At 34.3% G+C, this 23,665-nt stretch carries 29 protein-coding genes and 1 riboswitch; all 29 genes read left to right on the top strand.

The features are described 5' to 3' along the window. Window positions 1–66 precede the first annotated feature (66 nt). The gene (locus HALHA_RS12175) at window positions 67–705 is read left to right on the top strand and encodes a hypothetical protein (RefSeq protein WP_015328073.1); all 639 of its coding nucleotides are present in this window, start codon (window positions 67–69) and stop codon (window positions 703–705) included. Window positions 706–787: 82 nt separating this feature from the next. Further along, entirely contained in the window at window positions 788–1,642 is an 855-nt protein-coding gene (fba, locus tag HALHA_RS12170) for a class II fructose-1,6-bisphosphate aldolase (protein WP_015328072.1), read from the top strand. Window positions 1,643–1,786: 144 nt separating this feature from the next. Further along, a complete protein-coding gene (gene glpX, locus HALHA_RS12165) occupies window positions 1,787–2,764 on the top strand; it encodes a class II fructose-bisphosphatase (protein WP_015328071.1) in 978 nt (325 codons plus the stop codon). 87 nt (window positions 2,765–2,851) lie between these two features. After that, window positions 2,852–3,853: a sodium:calcium antiporter gene (locus HALHA_RS12160; RefSeq protein ID WP_156801240.1), complete on the top strand. Its 1,002-nt coding sequence runs from the start codon at window positions 2,852–2,854 to the stop codon at window positions 3,851–3,853. Window positions 3,854–3,874: 21 nt separating this feature from the next. After that, window positions 3,875–5,125: a transcription termination factor Rho gene (rho, locus tag HALHA_RS12155; protein WP_015328069.1), complete on the top strand. Its 1,251-nt coding sequence runs from the start codon at window positions 3,875–3,877 to the stop codon at window positions 5,123–5,125. Window positions 5,126–5,213: 88 nt separating this feature from the next. Next, window positions 5,214–5,417, top strand: a complete 204-nt coding sequence (gene rpmE / locus HALHA_RS12150; RefSeq protein ID WP_015328068.1) for a 50S ribosomal protein L31 — start codon at window positions 5,214–5,216, stop codon at window positions 5,415–5,417. Window positions 5,418–5,491: 74 nt separating this feature from the next. Then, entirely contained in the window at window positions 5,492–6,364 is an 873-nt protein-coding gene (locus tag HALHA_RS12145; RefSeq protein ID WP_015328067.1) for a DUF1385 domain-containing protein, read from the top strand. A gap of 79 nt (window positions 6,365–6,443) precedes the next feature. Beyond that, a complete protein-coding gene (prfA, locus tag HALHA_RS12140) occupies window positions 6,444–7,538 on the top strand; it encodes a peptide chain release factor 1 (protein ID WP_015328066.1) in 1,095 nt (364 codons plus the stop codon). 1 nt (window position 7,539) lies between these two features. After that, a complete protein-coding gene (prmC, locus tag HALHA_RS12135) occupies window positions 7,540–8,394 on the top strand; it encodes a peptide chain release factor N(5)-glutamine methyltransferase (protein WP_015328065.1) in 855 nt (284 codons plus the stop codon). Between the two features lie 39 nt (window positions 8,395–8,433). Continuing rightward, window positions 8,434–9,474 carry an L-threonylcarbamoyladenylate synthase gene (locus HALHA_RS12130; RefSeq protein ID WP_015328064.1) on the top strand — a complete coding sequence of 347 codons (1,041 nt, stop codon included), beginning with the start codon at window positions 8,434–8,436 and terminating at the stop codon, window positions 9,472–9,474. 88 nt (window positions 9,475–9,562) lie between these two features. Continuing rightward, complete coding sequence (locus tag HALHA_RS12125) at window positions 9,563–10,132, top strand: manganese efflux pump MntP (RefSeq protein ID WP_015328063.1); 570 nt, start codon at window positions 9,563–9,565, stop codon at window positions 10,130–10,132. A gap of 12 nt (window positions 10,133–10,144) precedes the next feature. Then, window positions 10,145–10,678 (top strand): manganese efflux pump MntP, encoded by a 534-nt coding sequence (locus HALHA_RS12120; RefSeq protein ID WP_015328062.1) that lies wholly within the window; start codon window positions 10,145–10,147, stop codon window positions 10,676–10,678. Window positions 10,679–10,690: 12 nt separating this feature from the next. Then, window positions 10,691–11,377 (top strand): low molecular weight protein arginine phosphatase, encoded by a 687-nt coding sequence (locus HALHA_RS12115; protein ID WP_015328061.1) that lies wholly within the window; start codon window positions 10,691–10,693, stop codon window positions 11,375–11,377. 62 nt (window positions 11,378–11,439) lie between these two features. Continuing rightward, window positions 11,440–11,877 (top strand): ribose 5-phosphate isomerase B, encoded by a 438-nt coding sequence (gene rpiB, locus HALHA_RS12110; RefSeq protein WP_015328060.1) that lies wholly within the window; start codon window positions 11,440–11,442, stop codon window positions 11,875–11,877. Between the two features lie 4 nt (window positions 11,878–11,881). Next, window positions 11,882–13,114 (top strand): serine hydroxymethyltransferase, encoded by a 1,233-nt coding sequence (gene glyA, locus HALHA_RS12105; RefSeq protein WP_015328059.1) that lies wholly within the window; start codon window positions 11,882–11,884, stop codon window positions 13,112–13,114. Window positions 13,115–13,136: 22 nt separating this feature from the next. Next, entirely contained in the window at window positions 13,137–13,766 is a 630-nt protein-coding gene (gene upp / locus HALHA_RS12100; RefSeq protein WP_015328058.1) for a uracil phosphoribosyltransferase, read from the top strand. Continuing rightward, the gene (locus tag HALHA_RS12095; protein WP_015328057.1) at window positions 13,735–14,208 is read left to right on the top strand and encodes a deoxycytidylate deaminase; all 474 of its coding nucleotides are present in this window, start codon (window positions 13,735–13,737) and stop codon (window positions 14,206–14,208) included. Before upp ends, HALHA_RS12095 begins: the two co-directional genes overlap by 32 nt. Window positions 14,209–14,330: 122 nt before the next feature. Continuing rightward, entirely contained in the window at window positions 14,331–15,338 is a 1,008-nt protein-coding gene (locus HALHA_RS12090; RefSeq protein WP_015328056.1) for an MraY family glycosyltransferase, read from the top strand. 89 nt (window positions 15,339–15,427) lie between these two features. Beyond that, window positions 15,428–15,566, top strand: a riboswitch (cyclic di-AMP (ydaO/yuaA leader). A gap of 187 nt (window positions 15,567–15,753) precedes the next feature. Next, a complete protein-coding gene (locus tag HALHA_RS12085) occupies window positions 15,754–15,975 on the top strand; it encodes an AtpZ/AtpI family protein (protein ID WP_015328055.1) in 222 nt (73 codons plus the stop codon). Between the two features lie 3 nt (window positions 15,976–15,978). After that, window positions 15,979–16,389: an ATP synthase subunit I gene (locus HALHA_RS12080; protein WP_015328054.1), complete on the top strand. Its 411-nt coding sequence runs from the start codon at window positions 15,979–15,981 to the stop codon at window positions 16,387–16,389. 4 nt (window positions 16,390–16,393) lie between these two features. Continuing rightward, on the top strand, window positions 16,394–17,143 hold the full coding sequence (gene atpB / locus HALHA_RS12075) for a F0F1 ATP synthase subunit A (protein WP_015328053.1): 750 nt from the start codon (window positions 16,394–16,396) through the stop codon (window positions 17,141–17,143). A gap of 29 nt (window positions 17,144–17,172) precedes the next feature. Beyond that, window positions 17,173–17,724 (top strand): ATP synthase F0 subunit C, encoded by a 552-nt coding sequence (gene atpE, locus HALHA_RS12070; protein WP_015328052.1) that lies wholly within the window; start codon window positions 17,173–17,175, stop codon window positions 17,722–17,724. A gap of 35 nt (window positions 17,725–17,759) precedes the next feature. Further along, window positions 17,760–18,011 carry an ATP synthase F0 subunit C gene (gene atpE, locus HALHA_RS12065; protein ID WP_015328051.1) on the top strand — a complete coding sequence of 84 codons (252 nt, stop codon included), beginning with the start codon at window positions 17,760–17,762 and terminating at the stop codon, window positions 18,009–18,011. Between the two features lie 99 nt (window positions 18,012–18,110). Continuing rightward, window positions 18,111–18,614: a F0F1 ATP synthase subunit B gene (gene atpF / locus HALHA_RS12060; RefSeq protein ID WP_015328050.1), complete on the top strand. Its 504-nt coding sequence runs from the start codon at window positions 18,111–18,113 to the stop codon at window positions 18,612–18,614. Continuing rightward, entirely contained in the window at window positions 18,611–19,159 is a 549-nt protein-coding gene (gene atpH / locus HALHA_RS12055) for an ATP synthase F1 subunit delta (protein ID WP_015328049.1), read from the top strand. The genes atpF and atpH overlap by 4 nt, the downstream gene beginning before the upstream one ends. Window positions 19,160–19,169: 10 nt before the next feature. Beyond that, on the top strand, window positions 19,170–20,699 hold the full coding sequence (gene atpA / locus HALHA_RS12050; RefSeq protein ID WP_015328048.1) for a F0F1 ATP synthase subunit alpha: 1,530 nt from the start codon (window positions 19,170–19,172) through the stop codon (window positions 20,697–20,699). 87 nt (window positions 20,700–20,786) lie between these two features. Beyond that, entirely contained in the window at window positions 20,787–21,632 is an 846-nt protein-coding gene (atpG, locus tag HALHA_RS12045) for an ATP synthase F1 subunit gamma (protein WP_015328047.1), read from the top strand. Window positions 21,633–21,651: 19 nt separating this feature from the next. After that, a complete protein-coding gene (atpD, locus tag HALHA_RS12040; protein WP_015328046.1) occupies window positions 21,652–23,079 on the top strand; it encodes a F0F1 ATP synthase subunit beta in 1,428 nt (475 codons plus the stop codon). A 2-nt stretch (window positions 23,080–23,081) separates the two neighbouring features. Beyond that, window positions 23,082–23,492 carry a F0F1 ATP synthase subunit epsilon gene (locus tag HALHA_RS12035; protein ID WP_015328045.1) on the top strand — a complete coding sequence of 137 codons (411 nt, stop codon included), beginning with the start codon at window positions 23,082–23,084 and terminating at the stop codon, window positions 23,490–23,492. Window positions 23,493–23,665 lie beyond the last annotated feature (173 nt).

Below are 23,665 nucleotides of genomic sequence, written 5' to 3'. Positions count from 1 at the left end.
CAATAAATTAAAGGAGTTTGAATGTAGATAGAGAATAAATTAAATGGTTAAAGGAGGTACAGCCGAATGATAATTGATTACCAAACTGCTCTAGCATGGAGATGTCCTAAGTGTGGAAAATTAGAATTAGAGTCAATAAGTATATTTGAGTTTGCTGGTTCTAATAAATTAGAGCTAGAGTGTAATTGTGGTTTTATTAAATTAATTATAGGTAAAACAGGCCAGAGATTTTGGTTAGAGTATCCTTGTATATTCTGTGACAATAAACATAGAAAGTTTTATGATCAAGATGAGTTTTGGTCAAATAAAGTTAAAGGAATAGATTGTTCAGTGAATAATACGGAACTAGGCTACTTTGGAAAAGAGAGTGAAGTTAAAGAATTAATTGATCAAGAAGAAGAATATTTAGAACAAATGATGGATAAATTAGATTTTGAGGATTATTTCAATAATCCTGATATCATGCTATCTATTTTAAGTGAGTTGCATGATATAGCTCAAGAAAGTGGATTAGTTTGTCAATGTGGGAGTAAAGATATAGATATTGAGATGTTACCTGATGAAATAGAGTTAATTTGTGAGGACTGTAAGGGGATAACTAAGGTGAAAGCTAGTAATGAAGAAGATCTAAAATCTTTAAGAAAGCTAAAGAAAGTTAAGATTTTAGAAGGGGTGGTTAGTGCTTTAGAGAAAACAAATGTTTAATAAAAATTTAAGATAAATAAAGGACTTTTATTTTAAGTATAGTATAATAACTAGTGGAAATACTCAAGGAGGTTGTACAAAAATGGCATTAGTATCAATGACAGAAATGTTGAACAAGGCAAAGGAAGAACAGTATGCAGTAGGACAATTTAATATTAATAATCTAGAATGGACACAAGCAATTTTAGAGGCTTGTCAAGAGGAGAATTCCCCTGTAATTTTAGGTGTATCTGAAGGTGCTACTAGTTATATGGGAGGATTTAAGACAGTAGTTAATATTGTAGAAGGTTTATTAGAAGATATGGAGATTACTATTCCAGTTGCAATCCATTTAGATCATGGGTCAAGTATTGAAAGCTGTAAAGAAGCAATTGATGCTGGATATACTTCAGTTATGATTGATGCTTCTCATCATCCATTTGAAGAAAATGTTGAAGTTACTAAAGAAGTAGTTGACTATGCTCATGCAAATGGAGTATCTGTAGAAGCTGAATTAGGGATTGTAGGTGGACAAGAAGATGGTGTTGAAGGTGAAGTTAAGTATGCTGATCCAGAAGAGTGTAAAAAGTTAGTTGAAAAGACTGGTATTGATGCTTTAGCACCGGCTTTAGGTTCTGTTCATGGGCCTTACCAAGGAGAGCCTGACTTAGGATTTGAAGAAATGTTAGAGATTAAAGAGACTGCTGGTTTACCTTTAGTATTACATGGTGGAACTGGTATTCCAACAGAAGATATTAAAAAAGCAATTGATCGAGGAACTTCTAAGATTAATGTTAATACTGACTTCCAACAAGCTTGGACAAAAGTTGTACGAGAGTTACTTAAAGAGGATAAAGAAGTATATGATCCTCGAAAAATTATTGGCCCAGGTAAAAAAGGAATTATTGAAGCTGCTAAGAGAAAGATTGAAATTTTCGGTAGTGCCAATAAAGCATAACTATAAATCTAATAGTCTAGTTCAAAAAGGTGCAGATTTAAATCTGCTCCTTTTTTCTGTTTTTAGAGGGGAAGGTTAAACGTCTAACGCATAAAATAGTATTTAAATCAATCATTTTATAATTAATTTAAAGGAGAGATAATAATGCAACGAGAACTAGCAATTGAATTTGTAAGAGTAACAGAAGTAGCGGCTATTGCTTCAGCAAGATGGATGGGAAAAGGTGATAAAGAAGCAGCTGATCAAGCAGCAGTTGATGCAATGCGAGGTATGTTTGATACAGTCGATATTGATGGAGAAGTGGTAATTGGAGAAGGAGAGATTGATGAGGCTCCTATGTTATATATTGGAGAGAAGATTGGAACAAGAGAAGGAGGAGTTCCGGAAGTTGATATTGCAGTTGACCCTCTGGAAGGGACTACAATCATTGCTGAGGGGCGGGCTAATGCTTTATCTGTTTTAGCTGTAGCACAAAGGGGTTGTTTCTTACATGCACCGGATATGTATATGGATAAAATAGCTGTTGGCCCAGAAGCTAAAGGCAGCATTGATATTAATTCTTCAGTAGAGGAAAATATCAATGCAGTAGCTACTGCATTGAATAAACCGGTTGAAGATGTAACTGTAGTTATTTTGGATAAGCCACGCCACAGAAAAAAAGGAAAATTAATAGATCAAGTTAGAGAAGCAGGGGCCAAGATCAAATTAATTGATGATGGTGATGTAGCTGCTGCATTAGCTACAGGTTTATCTGGTACTGGAGTTGATCTATTAATGGGGATTGGTGGTGCTCCAGAAGGTGTGTTGGCTGCAGCTGGCTTAAAATGTTTAGATGGAGATATGCAGGCGCGATTAGTTCCTCAAAGTAAAGAGGAAGTTCAACGGGCCAAAGAGATGGGAATTAATGAAGTAGAAGCAGCTTTAGGGATGGAGGATTTAGCTAAAGGAGATCGAGTTATCTTTTCTGCTACAGGTGTAACTGATGGAGAAATGTTAGAAGGAGTCCGTTTTAGAGGTAATCAGGCTGAGACACATTCGTTAGTTATGAGATCTAAAACAGGAACTATAAGATTTGTAGAAGCAATCCACAGGTTAGACCAGAAACCATTTCCTAACAAATAATTGTTGTTAGACAATTGACTTCAAAATCAGTGGGGTATATAATAAATAATAAAGGAAATGCATATGGTAAATAAGGAGGAAACAGAATTGTCTTCATTATGGTTAGTATTTTTTCTATCGGCCTTAGCAATTATTTTAGCAGGAACTAAATTATCTGATTATGGAGATATAATTGCTACTAAAACAGGTCTTGGTCAAGCATTAGTAGGAAGTATTCTAGTAGCAGGGGCTACTTCATTACCTGAAGTAGTAACTAGTGGGACAGCTTCAGCCATTGGAGCACCTAATATAGCAGTAGGGAATGTTTTTGGGAGTAATACATTTAATTTAGCTATTTTGGCTATAGCTGATTTAATTCATGGAACTGGACCTTTTATGTTAAGAGTCCATTCTAAACATATATTATCTGCTTTATTGGGAATTTTATTATCGGCTTTTGCTACTTTATTTATTTTAGTTCATTATTTAAGTGATTTACAAGTTGGTTTATTTGGGATTGGAATTGGACCTATTATTATTTTTATTACTTATTTGATTGGAGCTCGATTGATCTTTCGCTACGAAAGTAAGAATCAAATAGAAGATGAAGAAGAAGAATTATTAGATTTAAAGATGTCATTAAATAAGGCTATTATCGGGTTTGCTATTTCAGCGGTTATAATTGTTATTGCAGGGATCAAATTATCTTCTTCTGCAGATAAATTGGCTACTTTAACTGGTTTAAAAGCGAGCTTTATGGGTACAATTTTAGTGGCAGCTGCAACTTCTTTACCAGAACTAGTAGCTACTATTTCTGCAATTAGAATTAATGCTTATGATATAGCAGTAGGAAATGTGTTTGGCAGTAATATTTTTAATATGGTAATTATTCTAGCAGCAGAGTTATTTTATAGAGGTGGTCCAGTATTAGCAGCTGCTTCCCTATCTCATGCGTTTACAGCTGTTTTAGGTTTGATTTTAAGTGGAATTGCTGTTATAGGTCTCTTTTACCGGTCTGAAAAGACTTTCTTAACTATTGGTTGGGATACTATTTCCATTGCTACCATTTACTTATTTGGGGCTTATGTAATGTTTAGGCTAGGAATCTAGTTTAGGGAGGAATTTTAGTAAATGAATATTAGTGAATTAGAAGATAAAACGATTAATGAATTATACCAAGTGGCTAAAGATTTAGGGATTACAGGTTATAGTAATCTAAAGAAGCGAGATTTGATTTTTGAAATTTTAAAAGCTGAGACTGAAAAAGGTGGATTGATCTTTGCAGAGGGTGTTTTAGAGATCCTCCCTGATGGATATGGCTTTTTGCGTCCTTCAGAATATGTACCTAGTACAGATGATATTTATATCTCTGCGTCCCAGATTAAGAGATTTGACTTAAGGGAGGGAGATGTAGTATCGGGCCAAGTTCGCCAACCTAAAGATAATGAACGATATTTTGCTTTATTAAGAATTGAAGCAGTTAATTATCAGGATCCAGAGTTGGCCCAAGAAAGACCACATTTTGAGGACTTAACCCCACTTTATCCCCAAGAAAGAATAACTCTAGAGCATAATTCAAATGAAATTTCTAGTCGATTAGTTGATTTAGTAGCTCCAATTGGTAAGGGCCAAAGGGGATTAATTGTGGCCCCACCTAAAGCAGGAAAGACAGTTTTACTAAAGAAGATAGCAAATAGCATTTCAGCTAATTTTCCAGAAGCTAAATTAATGATTCTATTGATTGACGAACGACCTGAGGAAGTAACCGACATGAGCAGATCAGTCGATGCAGAAGTGATTAGTTCCACTTTTGATGAACCGCCTGAAAACCATATAAATGTAGCAGAGTTAGTATTAAAAGAGGCTAAAAGGTTGGTAGAACAAAAGCAGGATGTTGTAATTTTATTAGATAGTATTACTAGATTAGCAAGGGCTTATAATGTTAATATTCCTTCTAGTGGTCGTACACTTTCGGGGGGGCTAGATCCTACAGCTTTACATAAGCCTAAACGCTTCTTTGGAGCAGCTAGAAATATAGAAGAGGGCGGGAGTTTAACTGTTTTAGCTACTGCTTTAGTGGAGACTGGAAGCAGAATGGATGATATGATTTATGAAGAATTTAAAGGTACCGGGAATATGGAGTTACATTTAAGTCGTCAGTTAGCTGAAAAGAGATTATTCCCTGCTATTGATGTTAAAAAATCGGGGACTAGAAAAGAAGATTTATTATTATCAGATGATGAATTAGATACTATGTGGGATCTAAGAAGGGAAATGAATAACTCACGGTCTAGTCAAATCATTAGATCTTTTATTAAACAAATTAAAGCTAGTTCAAATAACAAAGAAATGTTAGCTTCATTACAAGAAATAATCGATTAATTATCCATTAGGAACAAGTTGCAATTTGACTGGTACTATGTTATAATGTGGCAGTCAGAAGATCACGGAATAAAGAGAGGTGATTAAGATGAAGGAAGAAATTCATCCAGAATACAACGAAGCTACAATTACTTGCGCATGTGGTAATGTTTTTGAAACTAAAACTACTAAGGGTGATTTGCGTGTAGAGATTTGCTCTAACTGTCATCCTTTTTATACTGGTAAGAAAAGTAAAGCAGCTCGTGGTGGACGAGTGGAAAGATTTAAAGAAAAATATGGTATTGAAGATTAATATTTTAATGGCAGAGCTTTTGGCTCTGCTGTTTTTTGATATTATAAGAGCTAGTACTTAAAGGGGGAGAAGCCATGTCACAACAACAGTATGGTGGTCAGGCAGTAATTGAAGGGGTTATGATGCGTGGGAAAAAGCGAATAGCAGTAGCAGTTCGTAAAGAAAATGGTCAAATAGTACTAGATGAACAGCCTTTTAAATCAATAACAAATAAATTTAAAGTATTGGGTATGCCATTATTACGTGGAGTAATTGCTCTATTTCAATCGTTAATATTAGGATTACAAGCACTAACATTTTCAGCTAATCAATTTAGTGAAGAAGAAGAGGAATTATCTTGGTTTGAATTAATTACTAGTATGGGTACAGCTTTTGGGTTAGCTATTTTATTATTTGTTGTTTTACCCGCCGGAATAATACATTTAATAGAGTCTTATATATCATCTAATTTAATTTTAAATTTAATAGAGGGAATAATTAAAGTTAGTGTATTAATAACATACATTGTAGTTATCTCACAACTGGATGATATTGAAAGAGTCTTTCAATATCACGGAGCAGAGCATAAAGTAATTCATAATTATGAATCAGATTTGCCATTAAGTATTAAAAATGCTCGTCAATTTTCTACTTCACACCCTAGATGTGGAACCAATTTTTTATTACTGGTGATGATTGTAAGTATATTATTATTTTCTTTTTTTGGGCGTCCTTCCTTGATTAATCGAGTTTTAATTCATATTGCTTTATTACCAGTAGTAGCTGGGGTTTCTTATGAACTAATTAAGTTAGCAGGTAAACAAGAGGCACCCCAAGTGGTTAAGTTAATTGCTATTCCAGGTTTATATCTACAGAAACTAACTACAGCTGAACCTTCCGATCAGCAAATTGAAGTAGCAATGAAGTCTTTAGAGGCAGTATTAGAGGAAGAAGATAGTAATAATTGATATAAAGCAGTCCTAAAGCCCCACAGTACATTTAGTAATTTAATTATAAAGTGGAGATTCAAATTTAAGGAGGATTAATATGGAGTTAGATTTTGATATTGAAAAATGGCTTGATAAGCTAGATGGAGTAGTAGATCGTTATAAAGAAATTGAAGGTCTATTAAGTGACCCAGAAGTTATTAATGATCAAGAAAGATTTCAAAAATTATCAAAAGAGTACGCTGAATTAAAAAAGGTTGTAAAAAAATATGATGAATATAAAGAGTTAAGGGCTAATGTAGAAGAAGCAGAAGAAGTTTTAGAGATAGCTGATGATGAAGAAATGATTGAATTAGCTAAGATGCAATTAGCAGAGTCAGAACCAAGATTAAAAGAATTAGCTAATAAATTACCATTGATGTTAATTCCTAAAGATCCTAACGATGATAAAAATGTTGTAGTTGAGATTCGTGGCAGTGCTGGTGGAGATGAAGCTAATATCTTTGCTGGTGATTTATATAGAATGTATACTCGCTATGCAGAAAGTAAGGGTTGGGATGTAGATATTTTATCTTCTACTCCTTCTGATATGGGTGGATATAAAGAAATTGTATTTGTAATTGAAGGTAAGGGAGCTTATAGTTATCTAAAGTATGAAAGTGGAGTTCATCGAGTACAAAGAATTCCTAGTACAGAATCTGGAGGTCGAATTCATACTTCAACTTCTACTGTAGCTGTGTTACCAGAGGTAGAAGATGTTGATATTGATATTAATCCTAATGATTTAAAGATTGATACTTACCGTGCTAGTGGTCCAGGGGGCCAAAGTGTTAACACAACTGATTCTGCAGTCAGAATTACTCATCAGCCAACCGGATTGGTAGTTTCTTGTCAGGATGAGAAGTCACAACACAAAAATAGAGAAAAGGCAATGCGTGTATTAAGAGCTAGAGTACAGGAAAAGATAGAAGAAGAGAGACAAGAAGAAGTAGCTGAACAAAGAAAGAATCAGATTGGTAGTGGTGGTAGAAGTGAAAGAATTAGAACTTATAACTTCCCCCAGGGACGGATTACAGACCATAGAATTAATTTAACAACTCATCAAATTGAAGCTGTATTAGATGGGGAGTTAGATGAGATGATTGAATCTTTAATCACTGCTGACCAAATTGAAAAGTTAAAGCAGGTAGAATAAAATGGCACGGTTGACTGTTAAAGAAATTTTAGATAAAGCAGTTGGTTTTTTCAAAGAACATCAGCTTACTAATCCTCGCTTAGATGCTGAAGTATTATTAGCTGATATATTAGAAATGCAGCGGATTAAATTATATGTAAATTTTAATCGTCCTTTAACTAAAGAAGAAATTGATCGGTATCGAGAACTGATAGTAGCTCGTAGCCAGGGCCAACCAGTAGCTTATTTGTTAGGAGAACAAGAGTTTATGTCTTTAGATTTTGAGGTTAACTCTAATGTTTTGATTCCGCGTCCGGAAACAGAACATTTAGTAGAGACTATATTAGAGAAAATAGACCAAAATGATGAGGAAAAAATTAGAGTTGCTGATATTGGAACTGGAAGTGGAGCAATTATTATTAGCTTAATCAAGCTAGCTGATAAAAAAGTCCAGGGAGTAGGAATTGATATCTCTAATACAGCTTTAGAGTTAGCCTACAAGAATGCTCTACATCACGAAGTAGCTGGTAAGATAGAGTTTAAAGAGGGGAATTTAGTACAACCTTTAGATGAACCAGTTGATATGATTGTTTCTAATCCGCCTTATATACCTACTAATGATTTAGAAGATTTGCAAGAAGAAGTTAAGCAAGAGCCTAGCTTGGCCCTTGATGGTGGAGCTGATGGTTTAAAGTTTTATCGGCAAATAATTAAGCAAGCCGCTAAAAAGCTAACCGAAGCAGGATTGATTGCTTTTGAAGTAGGAATTAAGCAAGCAGAGGATGTAGCTGATTTATTAAAGCAAACGGGTTTTAAAGAGATAGAGATTATAGAGGACTATGCTGAAATTAAGCGAGTTGTATTAGGTAGGCTTTAGAGCCTACCTCTTGCTTTATCTAATGAAAGGAGTAGTCTGATGAAAGAAATCAAAGAAACTAAAGTGTTTAGTCAATCTGAAGTTCAAGAAGCTGCTAAATTATTACAGGAAGGTAGACTAGTAGCATTTCCAACTGAAACAGTTTACGGTCTAGGGGCCAATGCTCTAGATCCTCAAGCAGTAGAGAAAATTTTTGCTGCTAAGGGACGACCTGCTGATAACCCACTAATTGTACATATTGCTAACCAGAATAAATTAGAGGAATTAATATCGAGTGAGTTATCTAAGCAAGCTCAGAAATTAATAGATGAGTTTTGGCCGGGGCCATTGACACTGGTCTTACCTAAGGCCAGCAAGGTGCCTAAGATAACTACAGGAGGATTAGAGACAGTAGCAGTTAGAATGCCTAAACACCCTTTAGCTCAACAATTAATAGAAGAAGCCCAAGTGCCCCTTGCTGCTCCTAGTGCTAATTTATCAGGTCGCCCTAGTCCTACTATTGCTCAGCATGTAATGACTGATTTAGCGGGTCGAATTAGTGGAGTAGTAGATGGAGGCCAGACAGGAATAGGAGTTGAATCTACAGTGCTTGATCTATCCCAGGGTGTTCCAACTTTATTACGGCCTGGTGGGGTTACTTATGAACAATTAAAAGAGACATTAAAAAGAGTCATAATTGACCCAGCTGTAGAAGCTAAAATAGATAACGAAGCTCAGCAAGCTTTATCCCCCGGAATGAAATATAAACACTATGCTCCCGAAGCAAAAGTAGTATTGATTGAAGGAGCACAGACTGAAATTGTAGCTAAAATTAAAGAATTAATTAGAGGAGAAGAGGGTAAAATAGGTGTGATGGCTACTACAGAGTCTAGTCATCAGTATCAAAATGCAATCGTTAAGGAGATGGGCAGTAGAAATAATTTAAAGCAAATTAGTATGAGTATCTTTAAACTGTTAAGAGAATTTGATCAATTAGGTGTAGATAAGATATTTATTGAAGGCTTATCCCAATCTGGTTTAGGACTAGCTATTATGAATAGACTAAGAAAGGCAGCAGGGTATAATATTATTAAGGTGTAAGTATTGATCTAAAGTTGAATATCTATAATAAATAAACCCCTTCTAAAATATATATACTTTAGACACAAGCTAGATTAGGAGGGGTAAAGTGGGGGTTGCTGAAGTATTATTTTTAGGAATAGCTTTAGGAACAGATGCTTTTTCTGTTTCAGTAGCAATCGGAACTAAACAATTAGATTGGCTATTAATTTTAAAATTAAGTCTAGTTATAGGTGCATTCCATATTTTAATGCCTTTGATTGGGATTCAGTTAGGTTACTTTTTACAAAAATTTTTTAGTTATTATTACTTTCAAGAAACTATTGACCAGCTGACTACAGCTATTGGGGCTGGGCTACTGCTGATTTTAGGAATGATAATGATTTATGATAGTATGACTGAAGAGCAAGAGGTTTCACAATTTAATCTCTATGGATTTTCAATAATTATTTTAGCATTTAGTGTTAGTATTGATGCTTTATCAGTAGGTTTTAGCTTGGGGATGTTGGATACTGGTTTATTAGTCAGTTGTCTTATTTTGGGGGTGATTGCTGCCTTAATGGTAGTGATTGGTTTATTATTAGGAACTAAGTTGGGTAATTTAGTTGAAAAAGCAGAAGTTTTAGGTGGTATAACTCTAATTTTGTTAGGTATTCATTTTATCTTAACGATTGGTTAAGGAGTTGAATTAATGGGTATTTATGAACTAATTCTAGTAGCTTTAGCTATAGGCATGGATTCTTTTTCAGTATCTGTAGGAATAGGGGTTACAGGAATAGATGATAGTAATAAAATCTTTAAATTCAGCCTTATCACAGGAGTATTACACTTTTTATTACCATTAGTAGGTCTTTATTTAGGTACTCAATTAAGTGGTTATTTAGGCCAATTTGCTACTTATTTTGGAGCTGGTGTTTTAATTTTATTAGGAATTAATATGATTAGAGAAAATCATAAAGAGACTAAAATAGAATTTAAACTGATTGGGACAGAATTGCTTTTAATCCCTTTAAGTGTTAGCTTAGATGCCTTAACAATTGGCTTTGGATTAGGAACTTTGGGGATGAGTGTGTTAGAAGCAGCTACCTTTTTTGGTGCAGTAGCTTTTTTAATGACTATTCTTGGTTTGACTTTAGGCAATGTTTTAGGGGCAATAAGTTCTAAATTTGATTTGGTTGGTGGAGTAATTTTAATTGGGTTAGGAGTTAAACTTTTAATTTTTTAATGGGGTGGAAAAATGACTAAGATTTTATTTGTATGTACTGGTAATACTTGTAGAAGTAGTATGGCGGAGGCTTTATGTAATAACCTTTTAGAAAAAAAGGGTAAGAATGATTATGAAGTATTATCAGCTGGAATTTCAGCTAGGAGAGGAGGTACTGCAGCTAGACAAGCAGTTGAAGTATTAAGCCAAGCAGGGATTGATCTAACTGACCATGAAACGACTCCTGTAACTAAGGAGTTAGTTACAAAAGTAGATTTAATCTTGACTATGACTAGGCGACATAAATTAAGTCTTTTAGATAGCTATCCACAAGTTAAAGAAAAAATATACACACTTAAAGAATATGCATCTCAATTAGAGAAAACTAAAGCAGAAAAAGAAAAGATAGCAAAGTTACGTAATCAGATAGAGAAAAAGAGAGAGAAGTTTTTAAAGGACCACCAACCTAAGTTGGAAGAATTAGAAAAACAACGAAAAGAATTAACTTCTCAACTAAAAGAGGTAGAGAACCAGATTGTTAAACTAGAGAATAAGTTGGCCCATAAGTTAAGAACTGAGAGAAGAGAGTTGGCTAAGTTACAAGCAACAGAAGAAAATTTGGATATTTCTGACCCATTTGGTCAGCCTATTGAAGTATACCAAAAATGTGCCAATCAAATTGAAGAAGAAATAAGAAAAATTGTTGAAAAACTAGATTAAAGGAAGGATTATTACTTTAGTTAAAGAAGTCTTTATTAAGAAAATAGAACGGAGGGAGAATAATGGAAATAGCAATTGGTAGTGACCATGGTGGGTATAATTTAAAGCAAAAAATAAAAGAATTACTTGATGAAAGAGGGATAGGTTATAAAGATTTTGGAACAAATTCTACTGAATCAGTTGATTATCCTGATTTTGCTAAACAGGTAGCTAAAGCTGTAGCAAATGATGATTTTGAAAGAGGAATTTTAGTTTGTGGTACAGGCATTGGTATGTCGATTACTGCTAATAAAGTTAAAGGTATTAGAGCTGCTTTATGCCATGATGTTTTTTCTGCTAAAGCTACAAGGTGGCATAATAATTCAAATGTACTTACTTTAGGTGAACGGGTTATTGGAACAGAATCAGCATTAGAGGTTGTTAAGGCTTGGTTAGAAGCTGAATTTGAAGGTGGTAGGCATCAACGTAGAATAGATAAGATTAGTCAATTAAAGGAGTGAGACTATGAGTAAATTAGGTTCATTAGATCCTAAGTTAACAGAAGCTATAAAAAAAGAAAAGAATAGGCAACTAAACAATCTAGAGTTAATTGCTTCTGAAAACTTTGTTAGTGATGCTGTATTAGAGGCAATGGGGAGTGTATTAACTAATAAGTATGCTGAAGGATATCCAGACCAAAGATATTATGGTGGCTGTCAGTGGGTTGATGAAGCAGAAAAATTAGCTATTGAACGGGCTAAGGAATTATTTAAAGCAGATCATGTTAATGTGCAACCTCATTCTGGATCACAAGCTAATATGGCTGTATATTTTACGCTTTTAAAACCAGGAGATAAGGTATTAGGAATGAACTTGACTCATGGAGGACATTTAAGTCATGGGAGCCCAGTTAACTTTTCTGGAGACTACTATAATTTCATTTCTTATGGTGTTGATCGTGAGACAGAGAGGATAGATTATGATCGAGTGGAGCAGATAGCTAAAGAAGAAGAACCTAAATTAATTGTAGCTGGAGCTAGTGCATATCCACGTGAAATAAACTTTAAACGTTTTAGAGAGATTGCAGATCAAGTTGGAGCTTATTTGATGGTTGATATGGCTCATATTGCAGGTTTAGTAGCAGCTGATTTGCATCAAAATCCAGTTCAGTATGCTCATGTAGTAACCACAACTACTCACAAAACTTTACGAGGACCCCGGGGAGGAATGATTTTGTGCCAAGAACAATTAGCTAAAGATATTGATAAGGCTATTTTTCCTGGGATTCAAGGTGGGCCCTTAATGCATATCATTGCTGCTAAAGCAGTTTGCTTTAAGGAAGCACTAACCGAAGAATTTAATGAATATCAAGAGCAAATTATGAAAAATGCCCGAACTTTAGCCGAAACATTAGAACAGGAGTTTAGATTGGTTGCAGAAGGAACAGATAACCATTTATTATTAGTTGATTTAACTGATCATGATTTAACGGGGAAAAAAGCTGAAGAAGTTTTAGATGAGGTAGGAATTACAGTTAATAAAAATACAATTCCTTTTGAAACAAAGAGTCCTTTTGTAACGAGTGGAATTCGTTTAGGAACACCTGCTTTAACTACACGTGGAATGAAAGAAGTAGAGATGAAGAAAATAGGTAATTTAATAATTAAAGTACTATTAAATATTGATAGTCAAGATGTTAAAGATGAGGTAACAGAAGAAGTAGCAAATCTAGTAGCAGATTTTCCCTTGTTTGATTAATAGAACATAAGGAGGCTAATTAATGAGTAAAGTACATACACTTGATCATCCATTAATTCAACACAAATTGACATACTTAAGAAAGAAGGAGACAGGAACTAAAGAATTTAGGGAGTTAACTGACGAGATAGCTTCCTTGATGGCCTATGAAGTAACCAGAGATTTATCTACACAAAATATTGAGATTGAAACGCCAATTGCCAAGACTCAATCTGAAGTTATTTCTGGGAAAAAGTTAGCAGTTGTTCCTATTCTAAGAGCTGGTTTAGGAATGGTAGATGGAGTAGTTGATTTAGTTCCAGCAGCTAAAGTAGGACATGTTGGTTTATATCGAGATCCAGAAACTTTAGAACCAGTAGAGTATTATTGTAAAATGCCAACAGATATTGGATCTAGAGAATTAATTATGGTTGATCCAATGTTAGCAACAGGAGGAACAGCTGTAGCTGCTTTAGAATTTGTTAAAAATAGAGGAGCAAAGAATATTAAATTTATGTGTTTAGTTGCAGCTCCTGAAGGAATAGAGGAATTACAAGCAGCTCATCCGGATGTTGATATTTATACGGCAGCAGTTGATGAAAAGTTAAATGATCATGCTTATATTGTACCAGGATTAGGTGATGCAGGTGACAGATTGTTTGGAACAAAATAAAAGTCGCCCTTCGTGGGATGATTATTTTATGGAGCTGACTGAAGTAGTGGCTAAAAGATCTACTTGTTTACGTCGTAAAGTAGGAGCTTTAGTTGTTAAAGATAAAAGAGTACTGGCTACAGGGTATAATGGGGCACCAACTGATTTACCGCACTGTAGTGAAGTAGGGTGCATTAGAGAAGAAGAAAATATTCCTTCTGGCCAAAGGCATGAGCTTTGTCGCGGATTACATGCTGAGCAAAATGCAATTATCCAAGCTGCTTTGCATGGTACTTCAATAGAAGGGGCAACTATATATTGTACCCATCAGCCGTGTGTCTTGTGTACTAAAATGATTATTAATGCTGGTGTTGGTCGAATAGTTTTTAAGGGGGCGTATCCGGACCAATTGGCCCAAAAGATGCTGGTTGAAGCCGATATTGACTTGGAACAAATTAACTAATTCACCTTGATTTGATGATTGCAAAAAAAGAATAATTCTTTTAGAATAAAGATAGATTTCACTGGTCACTAGGGTGGCCAGTTTTTTTATTATGTAACTTAATTTAGAAAGAGGTGAGATAAATGTTACTATTTGTTCTTTTAATTAGTCTATTGGGTTCGTATCTTTTAACCCCTATGGCTAAAAGACTTGCTTTTATTTTAGGAGCAGTAGATAAGCCTAATAAAAGAAGGGTTAATGTTAAGCCAATCCCTAATTTAGGTGGCTTGGCAATTTATGCTGGGGTTATATTAGGGTTGTTATTTTTAGAAGTTAATTCTCAAATAAAAGGTATTATGGTCTGTAGTACTTTAATTGTGGGCTTAGGGCTTATAGATGACTTGTATGAGCTATCTGCACTGACTAAGTTGCTAGGTCAAATAATAATTGTGTTAATTTTAACTTTATTTGGTATTAAAATTAATTTCATTAGAGGTTATTATATAGGTATACTAAGTATTCCGGTTACTTTAATTTGGATGTTAGGAACGATAAATACTATTAATCTGATTGATGGTTTAGATGGATTAGCTGGAGGAATAACAGTTATTTCAGCAGTTCCATTAGCGATTGTTGCTTATTATCAAGGGCAAATGTTGACTGTGTTATTAACGGTAGTTTTAATTGGTGCTACTTTAGGGTTTTTACGTTATAATTTTAATCCTGCGCAAATCTTTATGGGGGATACAGGAAGTATGTTTTTAGGATTTATGTTAGGAGTTATTGCTATTACTGGTGCTTTAAAAAGTGTGACAGTTTTAACTTTTGTTACTTCAATTTTGGCATTGGGTATTCCTATTTTTGATACTTTATTTGCTATTTTAAGACGTAAATTAAGTGGAAAGTCTATTTTTAAGGCTGATAAGAATCATTTGCATCATCAGTTATTAAGAATGGGTTTAAATCAATGGCAAGCTGTAGTTATTGTGTATTTAATTAGTGTTTTTTTAGGATTGATAGCGGTTGGTCTTAATCAAGCTAACTTAGGAGAGGGCATATTTTTATTAGTTATGGCTTCTAGTTTTTTATTGGTAGGAGCTCGCAAATCAGGTTTTTTTAATTTTGATTCCAATAAGTATAGCAAGTACTAATATTATGGTCATTAGAAAAAAATTCTTTACAAAGTTAAAAATATCTATTATAATAGAGACAGCAAATATTTATAGATAAAATAAATTTAATATCTGTATAGCCGAGTCTTATTTAAGAACGGGGGACCCATTTTTGGGGCGAATCTAAGCTTATTAAATTAAGTTTGGTAAGGTACCCTTTAGCCTGAGCCCGACAGCTAACTCCGTAGGCATTTTTTAAGGGGGATACCTATATAGGATAACTCTATCCAAAATGAGACTATGGCTCTTGCTGTAGTCTTTTTATATTATTTTTTGGATGGTAATTATATGAATAATAGTTTTATTCTTGTTGTTGGATCAAATTATATTTGGTATAATAGATTTAATGTATATTTTAATTTCAATTAGGGATTACTATATTAGGAGCGTTAATATGAAAGATAAAATAGGTATTCTTAAAGCATTAGCTTTGTTATCTCAAGTAGGAATTACAATTATTGTACCAATTATAGCTGGAGTCTGGCTAGGGAATTATTTAGACCAATTATTAGGAACTAATATCTTATTTTTAATCTTATGTATTCTTTCAGGTGTTTTTATTGGTTTTAGAAATGCTTATAAATTACTTGCTAGTCAGCAAGATAGTGGGAAGTGATTGATGATGAAACAATTAACTACTACTAAACGATTTATTTTCAAGTGGGCATCTATTTTAAATCTATTATTAATCTTTTTGGTGGCTTTTTTCTTTGGTCAAAGGGCTACTTTAGGACTTATTGTAGGAGCAATAATGAGTTTGATAAATTTTCATTTATTATCGTTTTCTTTACAAAAGGCAGTTAAGTTTGAGCCAGTTAAAGCTGGTATCTATACTTTTATCCAATACATAATAAGGTATAGTCTTTGGTTTGCAGTTTTATATATTTCTTTACAAAGGCCAGATATAAATCTAGTAACTGTAATAGTAGGGATGCTAACAGTTAAGATAGTTGTTTTAATAGTTAATGTTTTTAATTTTTGGCCTGAAGATCAAAAGTTAAATAATTTAATTAGAAAGGAGGGAAAATAAACAAGTGAGTATTTTAGATAAGATATTTCTTAAAGGTGCTCCATCAGCTGATGCATTTAGTCCAGATGTTATCTTTTATTTACCTGATAATGCATTAACTAGAATATTGCAGATTGCTAATGCCCCCATTAAATCAACTGTAACTACCACTTGGGTTATTATGGCCCTTTTAGCTATTTTTTCTTGGTTAGCTACTAGAAATTTAGAAAGAGAGCCTAAACCAGGTAGTCTGCAGAATATAGCTGAGGCTTTTGTAGAGAATATCTCGAGTTTAGTTGAAACTACAATGGGCTCTGATATGAAGAAGTTTACTCCCTATATAGGAACACTAATAATTTACTTAACCATTGCTAATATTATAGGAATTGTTCCTGGAAGAGATGTACTACATCTTTATACTCCAACAGCAGATTTAAATACTACTTTTGCTTTAGCAGCAATTACTTTCTTTAATATCCACTATTTTGGTATTAAGGCTAATGGAATTAAGGATTATTTAAAAGGTTATTTCGAACCAATGCCCCTTTTATTTCCATTGAATATAATTGGGAATTTAGCAGATCCTGTTTCATTATCTTTCCGTTTATTTGGTAATATGATGGCTAGTGTTGTTATTATGGGGTTGTTATATGGAGTAGTTAGTTTAGTCATTCCAGGTTTAGCTGATTTATATTTTAATTTATTCTCTGGTGTATTACAGGCGTTTATCTTTTCAATGTTAACTATGACTTATATTTCAATGGAGATGGAGTAATCTCTCCATGTTAGAAAGGAGGGATTTAAGTGGAAGAGATATCTAATTTAGTACTCTTTTTATTAAATTGGTTACAACAATTCAGTGCTAAGACGCTAGTTTTAGCTGCTACTGCTTTAGCTGCTGGTTTGGTTATGATAGGAGGAATTGGCCCAGGAATTGGCCAAGGTTTTGCAGCTGGTAAAGGAGCTGAGGCTGTAGGAGATAATGAAGATAATAGTAATAATGTTACCTTAGTAATGTTGTTAGGAGCAGCAGTAGCTGAAACGTCTGGTATCTTTTCTTTAGTAGTAGCTTTAATCCTTTTGTATGCTAATCCATTAATTGGTGTACAAGGAGTAGGGATAGTACTTGCAGCTTCTACTTTAGGAGCGGGTTTTGCTATGATAGCAGGTATTGGCCCAGGAATAGGACAAGGATATGCTGCAGGTAAAGGTGCTGAGCGTGTTGGTAGAAGACCTAAGTACCAAAGTTTGATTGTAAGAACAATGTTATTAGGTCAGGCTGTAGGTCAAACAACAGGTATCTATGCTTTAGTAGTAGCGTTAATTTTACTATTTGCTAACCCATTACTTGGGTAGTAAGTATAAATAATCTTAAAAAGGAGGAATACATAATGGATGGTCAATCTTTAATTGCAGCTGCATCAGCTGTTGGTGCAGGTTTAGCTATGATAGCAGGTATTGGAGCAGGAATAGGTCAGGGATATGCAGCAGGTAAAGGTGCTGAAGCTGTTGGAAAACAACCCGAAGCACAAGGTGTGATTACTAGAACAATGTTACTTGGTGCTGCTGTTGCAGAGACAACTGGTATCTATGGTTTGGTAATTGCGTTAATCTTATTATTTGCTAATCCACTTCTTGGCTAATAAAAAAATTCAGTGGGGAGTATGTGGTCAGAGATAAAGTCAAACACTTTATTTCTTTCTCCCCTTGATTATGGTAGTTTTGAAAGGAGGGAATAGACAGTGATTGATATAGGTATAACCTTCTTTTTTCAGTTGATTAACTTTATAGTGTTATATCTAATTTTAAGACATTTCTTATTTGAACCAATTACAAATTTTATGAGTCAAAGAACTGAAGATATTTCTAATCAAATTGAATCTGCTAAAGAAAAAGAAGCAGAAGCAGAAAAGTTAAAAGAAAAATATCAACAACAGTTAAAAGAAGCAAGAGAAGAAGCTCAAGAGATAATTGAAAATGGACGACAGAGAGGTAAGAAGAGAAAAGAAGAAATTATTGACCAAGCACAAGAAGAAGCAAATAGAAAGATCGAAAAAGCAGAGGATGAAATTGCTAGGGCCAAGCAAGAGGCACAAGAGGAACTAAGAGATGATGTAGCTAATATTTCTGCTCAGATGAGTAAGAAAGTATTAGCGCAATATGTTACTCAACAAAATCTACAGACAGAAACTATCGATCAGTTTATTGAACAACTTGATCAAGATAAGTTAGGTGAAGTAAGATGATAGAACAAGAAATAGCTGAAAAATATGCTCAAGCTTTATTTGAAGTGGCCCAAGAAGAGGAAACTTTAGATCAAATTTTAGAAGAGTTTAGTCAATTAGTAACAGTAATTGATGAGAGTAAAGAATTAAATGAAGTTTTAGAACATCCTGAACTTAGTGCTAGACAAAAGAAGGAAATATTAACTGAAGCTTTTGAGTCACAATTGTCTGAAAAATTATTTAATTTTATTAAATTAGTGGTAGATAAGAAGAGAGAAGATTTATTACAGTTAATCTATCAACAGTTTAAGAAAAAGGTAGATGATTTTGCTGATAGGTTACAAGTTGGAGTTGAAGCACCTATTGAGTTATCTGCCCAACAGCAAGAAAAGTTGAAGTTAAAGTTAGAAGAACAATTAAATAAAACTATTGAATTAAAGGTAGAAATCAAACCACGATTAATAGGTGGTCTAGTACTAAAAATTGGTAATAAAGTAATTGATGGTAGTTTGCTTAGAAAAATTAATAATTTAAATAAAAATCTAAAGATGTTAGAAGTAAGTTAGGGGTGAGATAATGAATCTTAAGCCTGAAGAAATAAGTTCAATAATTAAAGATCAAATAGAGAATTATGATGCAAAGTTAGAAACTGAAGGCGTAGGAACTGTTCTTAGTGTTGGAGATGGTATCTCTCGGATTCATGGTTTAAATGATGCTATGGCTGGAGAGTTATTAGAGTTTGAAAGTGGAGTTAATGGTATGATTTTAAATCTTGAGGAAGATAGTATTGGTTGTGTAGTTATGGGAGATGAGTCTAAGATAGAAGAAGGAGATGAAGTCTATAGAACAGGAAATGTGGTCCAAGTTCCTGTTGGTGAAGAGCTAAAGGGTCGTGTAGTAAATGCATTAGGTGAGCCAATTGATGGTAAAGGGCCAATTGATACTACTAATAATAGACCAGTCGAATCTAGAGCTCCTGGGATTGTTGAAAGACAACCTGTAAAAGAGCCATTACAAACTGGTATTAAAGCTATTGACTCTATGGTACCAATTGGAAAGGGCCAACGTGAGCTAATTATTGGTGATCGACAAACTGGTAAGAGTGCTTTAGGAATTGATACAATTATCAATCAAAAGGGTAAAGACGTAGCATGTGTTTATGTAGCAATAGGTCAGAAGTCTTCTACAGTAGCTCAAATTGTAAATAAATTAGAGCAAACTGGAGCCTTAGAATATACTACTGTTGTATCTGCATCTGCTAGTGATCCGGCTCCTTTACAGTATTTAGCACCGTATTCTGGTTGTGCTATTGGTGAGCATTTTATGTATGAAGGAGAAGATGTACTAGTTGTTTATGATGATTTATCAAAACATGCAGTAGCATATCGTGAAATGTCCTTACTATTAAGAAGACCACCAGGACGAGAGGCTTATCCAGGTGATGTATTCTATTTACACTCTCGTTTATTAGAGCGTGCTGCTAAATTAAATGATGACTTAGGTGCTGGTTCTTTAACAGCCTTACCTATTATTGAAACTCAAGCTGGAGATATCTCAGCTTATATACCAACTAATGTAATCTCAATTACTGATGGTCAAATTTATTTAGAAAGTGAATTATTTTTCTCAGGGGTACGACCAGCAGTTAATGTAGGTTTATCTGTATCTCGAGTAGGTGGAGATGCTCAAATTTCTGCTATGAAAGATGTTGCTGGTACATTAAAGCTTGATATGTCCCAGTATCGTGAATTAGAAGCTTTTGCCCAATTTGGGTCTGATCTTGATGAATCTACACAAAAGAAATTGGCCCGTGGTGAAAGAGTAGTAGAAGTTTTAAAACAGGATGAAACAAGTCCAATGGAAGTTGAGGAGCAGGTACTAGTTATTTATGCGGTAACTAATGGTTATTTAGATGATATCCCTCTAGAAGATATAGAAAGATTTGAGGATGAGTACATTAGATTTATGCAAGATAATCATCCTGAGATTGGAGAAGAAATTAAAGAGAGTGGAGATTTAACTGAAGAAATAGAAGAGAAGTTAAAATCTGCTCTTGAAGATTTTAAAGGTGATTTTGCAGTTAGTAAGCAAGAAGAGACTGCCTAAAAGATATTATTATTTCAGGGGGTTTAAAAAGCTACATATTTATTCATTAAACTCCCTGCCTTGCAAAGAAAGTGGGGTGAGTTGTAGATGGAGAGTATGCGGGATATAAAGCGGCAAATTAATAGTGTTAAGAATACTAAAAAAATTACTAGAGCAATGAATATGGTTGCCGCAGCTAAATTACAAAAAGCTGAAAAAAGAGCTGATGAAGCAAAACCTTTTTTTAATAAAACCAAAGAGACTCTAGTTGGAATTGCTTCTGGTGTAGATGATTTACATCCTTTATTAGAACAGCGTGAAGTAGATAAAGTAGGATATGTTATGATTACTGGTGATAGGGGATTATGTGGTCCGTATAACAGTAGAGTAATTAAAGAAGTTGAAAGTCAGATCGAAGAAGCAGACCAAGAAAACGCGTTAATTACTATAGGTAAAAAAGCTAAAAATTATTTTAGAAATACGGAAGTTGAAATGTTAGCTGAATACATAGGAATAGAGGATAATCCTAGTTTTTCTACAGCTACTAATATTGCTCATGAGGCTATTGAATTATATCAAGAAGAAGTACTTGATAAAGTTCATTTAGTCTATACAGAGTTTAATTCTGTATTAGATCAAAAAGTAAAAACGATGCAATTATTACCTATTGAGCCTCCAGAAGAAGATATAGAAACTGAAAGTTTTTTATATGAACCTTCTGCTGAAGCAGTATTAGAAGCTGTATTACCTCAATATGTTAAGAATATAATTTTTGGATCTTTACTACAGTCAAAAGCTAGTGAATTTGCTTCTCGAATGACAGCTATGGATTCTGCAACTGAGAATGCTGAAGAAATGATAGAGGAGCTAACATTGTCATATAACAGAGCTCGCCAAGCTGCAATTACTCAGGAATTAACTGAGATTGTTGGTGGTGCTGAAGCATTAGATTAAGGATGAGGAGGTATTATGTATGAGTCAAAGTGATACTGAGGGCCAAAATATTGGACAGGTAGTTGAAGTTATTGGTCCGGTAGTTGAAGCTGAATTTAGCAGTGGTAAATTACCTGAAATTAATGATGCAATTAGAATTTTAGATGAAGAAAATGAAATAGATGTTACTGTAGAGATCATGAATCAGGTTGGAGATAATAGAGTTAAAGGTGTTTCTATGTCTTCAACTGATGGAATAGTTAGAGGAACAAAGGCCATTGATTTAGGAGGGCCAATTTCTGTACCAGTTGGTGAAGAGTGTCTAGGTCGGATCTTTAATGTATTAGGTGAGCCAATTGATAACCAAGGTGAAGTTGAGACAGATAATTATTCACCAATCCATCGTGATGCACCAGCTTATGAAGAACAAGACACATCTACTGAAATTTTTGAGACAGGGATTAAAGTAGTAGACTTATTAGCTCCTTACGCTCAAGGAGGAAAAGTAGGTTTGTTTGGTGGTGCAGGTGTAGGTAAGACAGTTTTGATTCAGGAGTTAATTAATAATATAGCTACTGAGCATGGAGGTTATTCTGTATTTACAGGTGTAGGTGAACGGACTCGTGAAGGTAATGACTTATGGTTAGAATTTAAAGAAGCAGATATTTTAGATAAAGTAGCATTAGTTTATGGTCAAATGAATGAACCACCTGGAGCAAGAATGCGGGTTGGTTTAAGTGGTCTAACAATGGCTGAATACTTCCGAGATGAAGCTGGTAAAGATACATTATTATTCATTGATAATATCTTCCGTTTTATCCAGGCAGGTTCAGAGGTTTCGGCTTTATTAGGTCGTATGCCTTCTGCAGTAGGTTATCAACCAACATTAGCAACTGATGTAGGGGCTTTACAAGAACGGATTACTTCTACTAAGAAGGGATCTATTACATCTGTTCAGGCAGTATATGTTCCAGCAGATGACTTAACAGACCCAGCACCAGCTACTACATTTGCTCACTTAGATGCAACAACTGTATTATCACGACAGATTGCTGAAAAAGGTATTTACCCTGCTGTAGATCCATTAGATTCTACTTCTACTATCTTAGACCCTAATATTGTAGGAGAAGAGCACTATAATGTAGCTCGTCAAGTTCAGGAGACATTACAGCAATATCAGGATTTACAGGATATTATTGCTATTTTAGGTATGGATGAATTATCTGAAGAGGACAGATTAACAGTAGAACGAGCTCGTAAAATTGAACGTTTCTTATCTCAGCCTTTCTTTGTAGCAGAACAGTTTACTGGTATGCCTGGTACGTATGTATCAGTTGATGAAACTGTACGTGGATTTAAAGAGATTCTAGATGGAAAGCATGATGATTTGCCTGAGGAAGCCTTCTTATTTGTTGGAACAATTGATGAAGCTGTAGAGAAGGCTAAAGATTCTAAAGGAAGTGAATAATCATGGCTCAAATGAAGCTTAATATTGTTACCCCGGAAGGTAGTGTTTATGATGACCAAGCCAAGATGATAACCGTAAGGACAATTGATGGTGACCGGGGAATTATGCCTCATCATGAACCTTTAATAACTGGAGTAGATATAGGACCAATAAAGATTAAAGAAGATAGTGATGAACTTCATCTTGCAGCTAGTCATGGTTATATGGAAGTTACTCCAGAAGAAGTTACTATTTTAGTAGATACTGCTGAATTTGCTGATGAAATTGATGTTGAGCGGGCTGAAGAAGCTAAAAAACGAGCTGAAGATAGATTGAATAAAGGCAATGATAATATTAATGAGCGTAGAGCGGAGATTGCTTTACAGAAAGCTATAAATCGTTTACGAGTTACTAAAGGACGTAACTTTGAGTAAGAGAGTAATCTCTTGCTCTTTTTTTATGTATTTTTAATAATTTGCAACTTAATTGATATTAAGAGCAATTGACAATGGACAATGAACAATTTACAATTAAAAATCAAAACCGTGTAATCCCTTGATTTAGAAAGGTTTTAAGGGGTTCTAATTGTCAATTATCAATTGTTAAT

Origin of the sequence: Halobacteroides halobius DSM 5150 (assembly GCF_000328625.1) — a bacterium.
Taxonomy (GTDB): Bacteria; Bacillota; Halanaerobiia; order Halobacteroidales; family Halobacteroidaceae; genus Halobacteroides; species Halobacteroides halobius.
The sequence above is the reverse complement of the archived record's forward strand: the minus strand, read 5'-3'. Positions and strand labels throughout refer to the sequence as shown.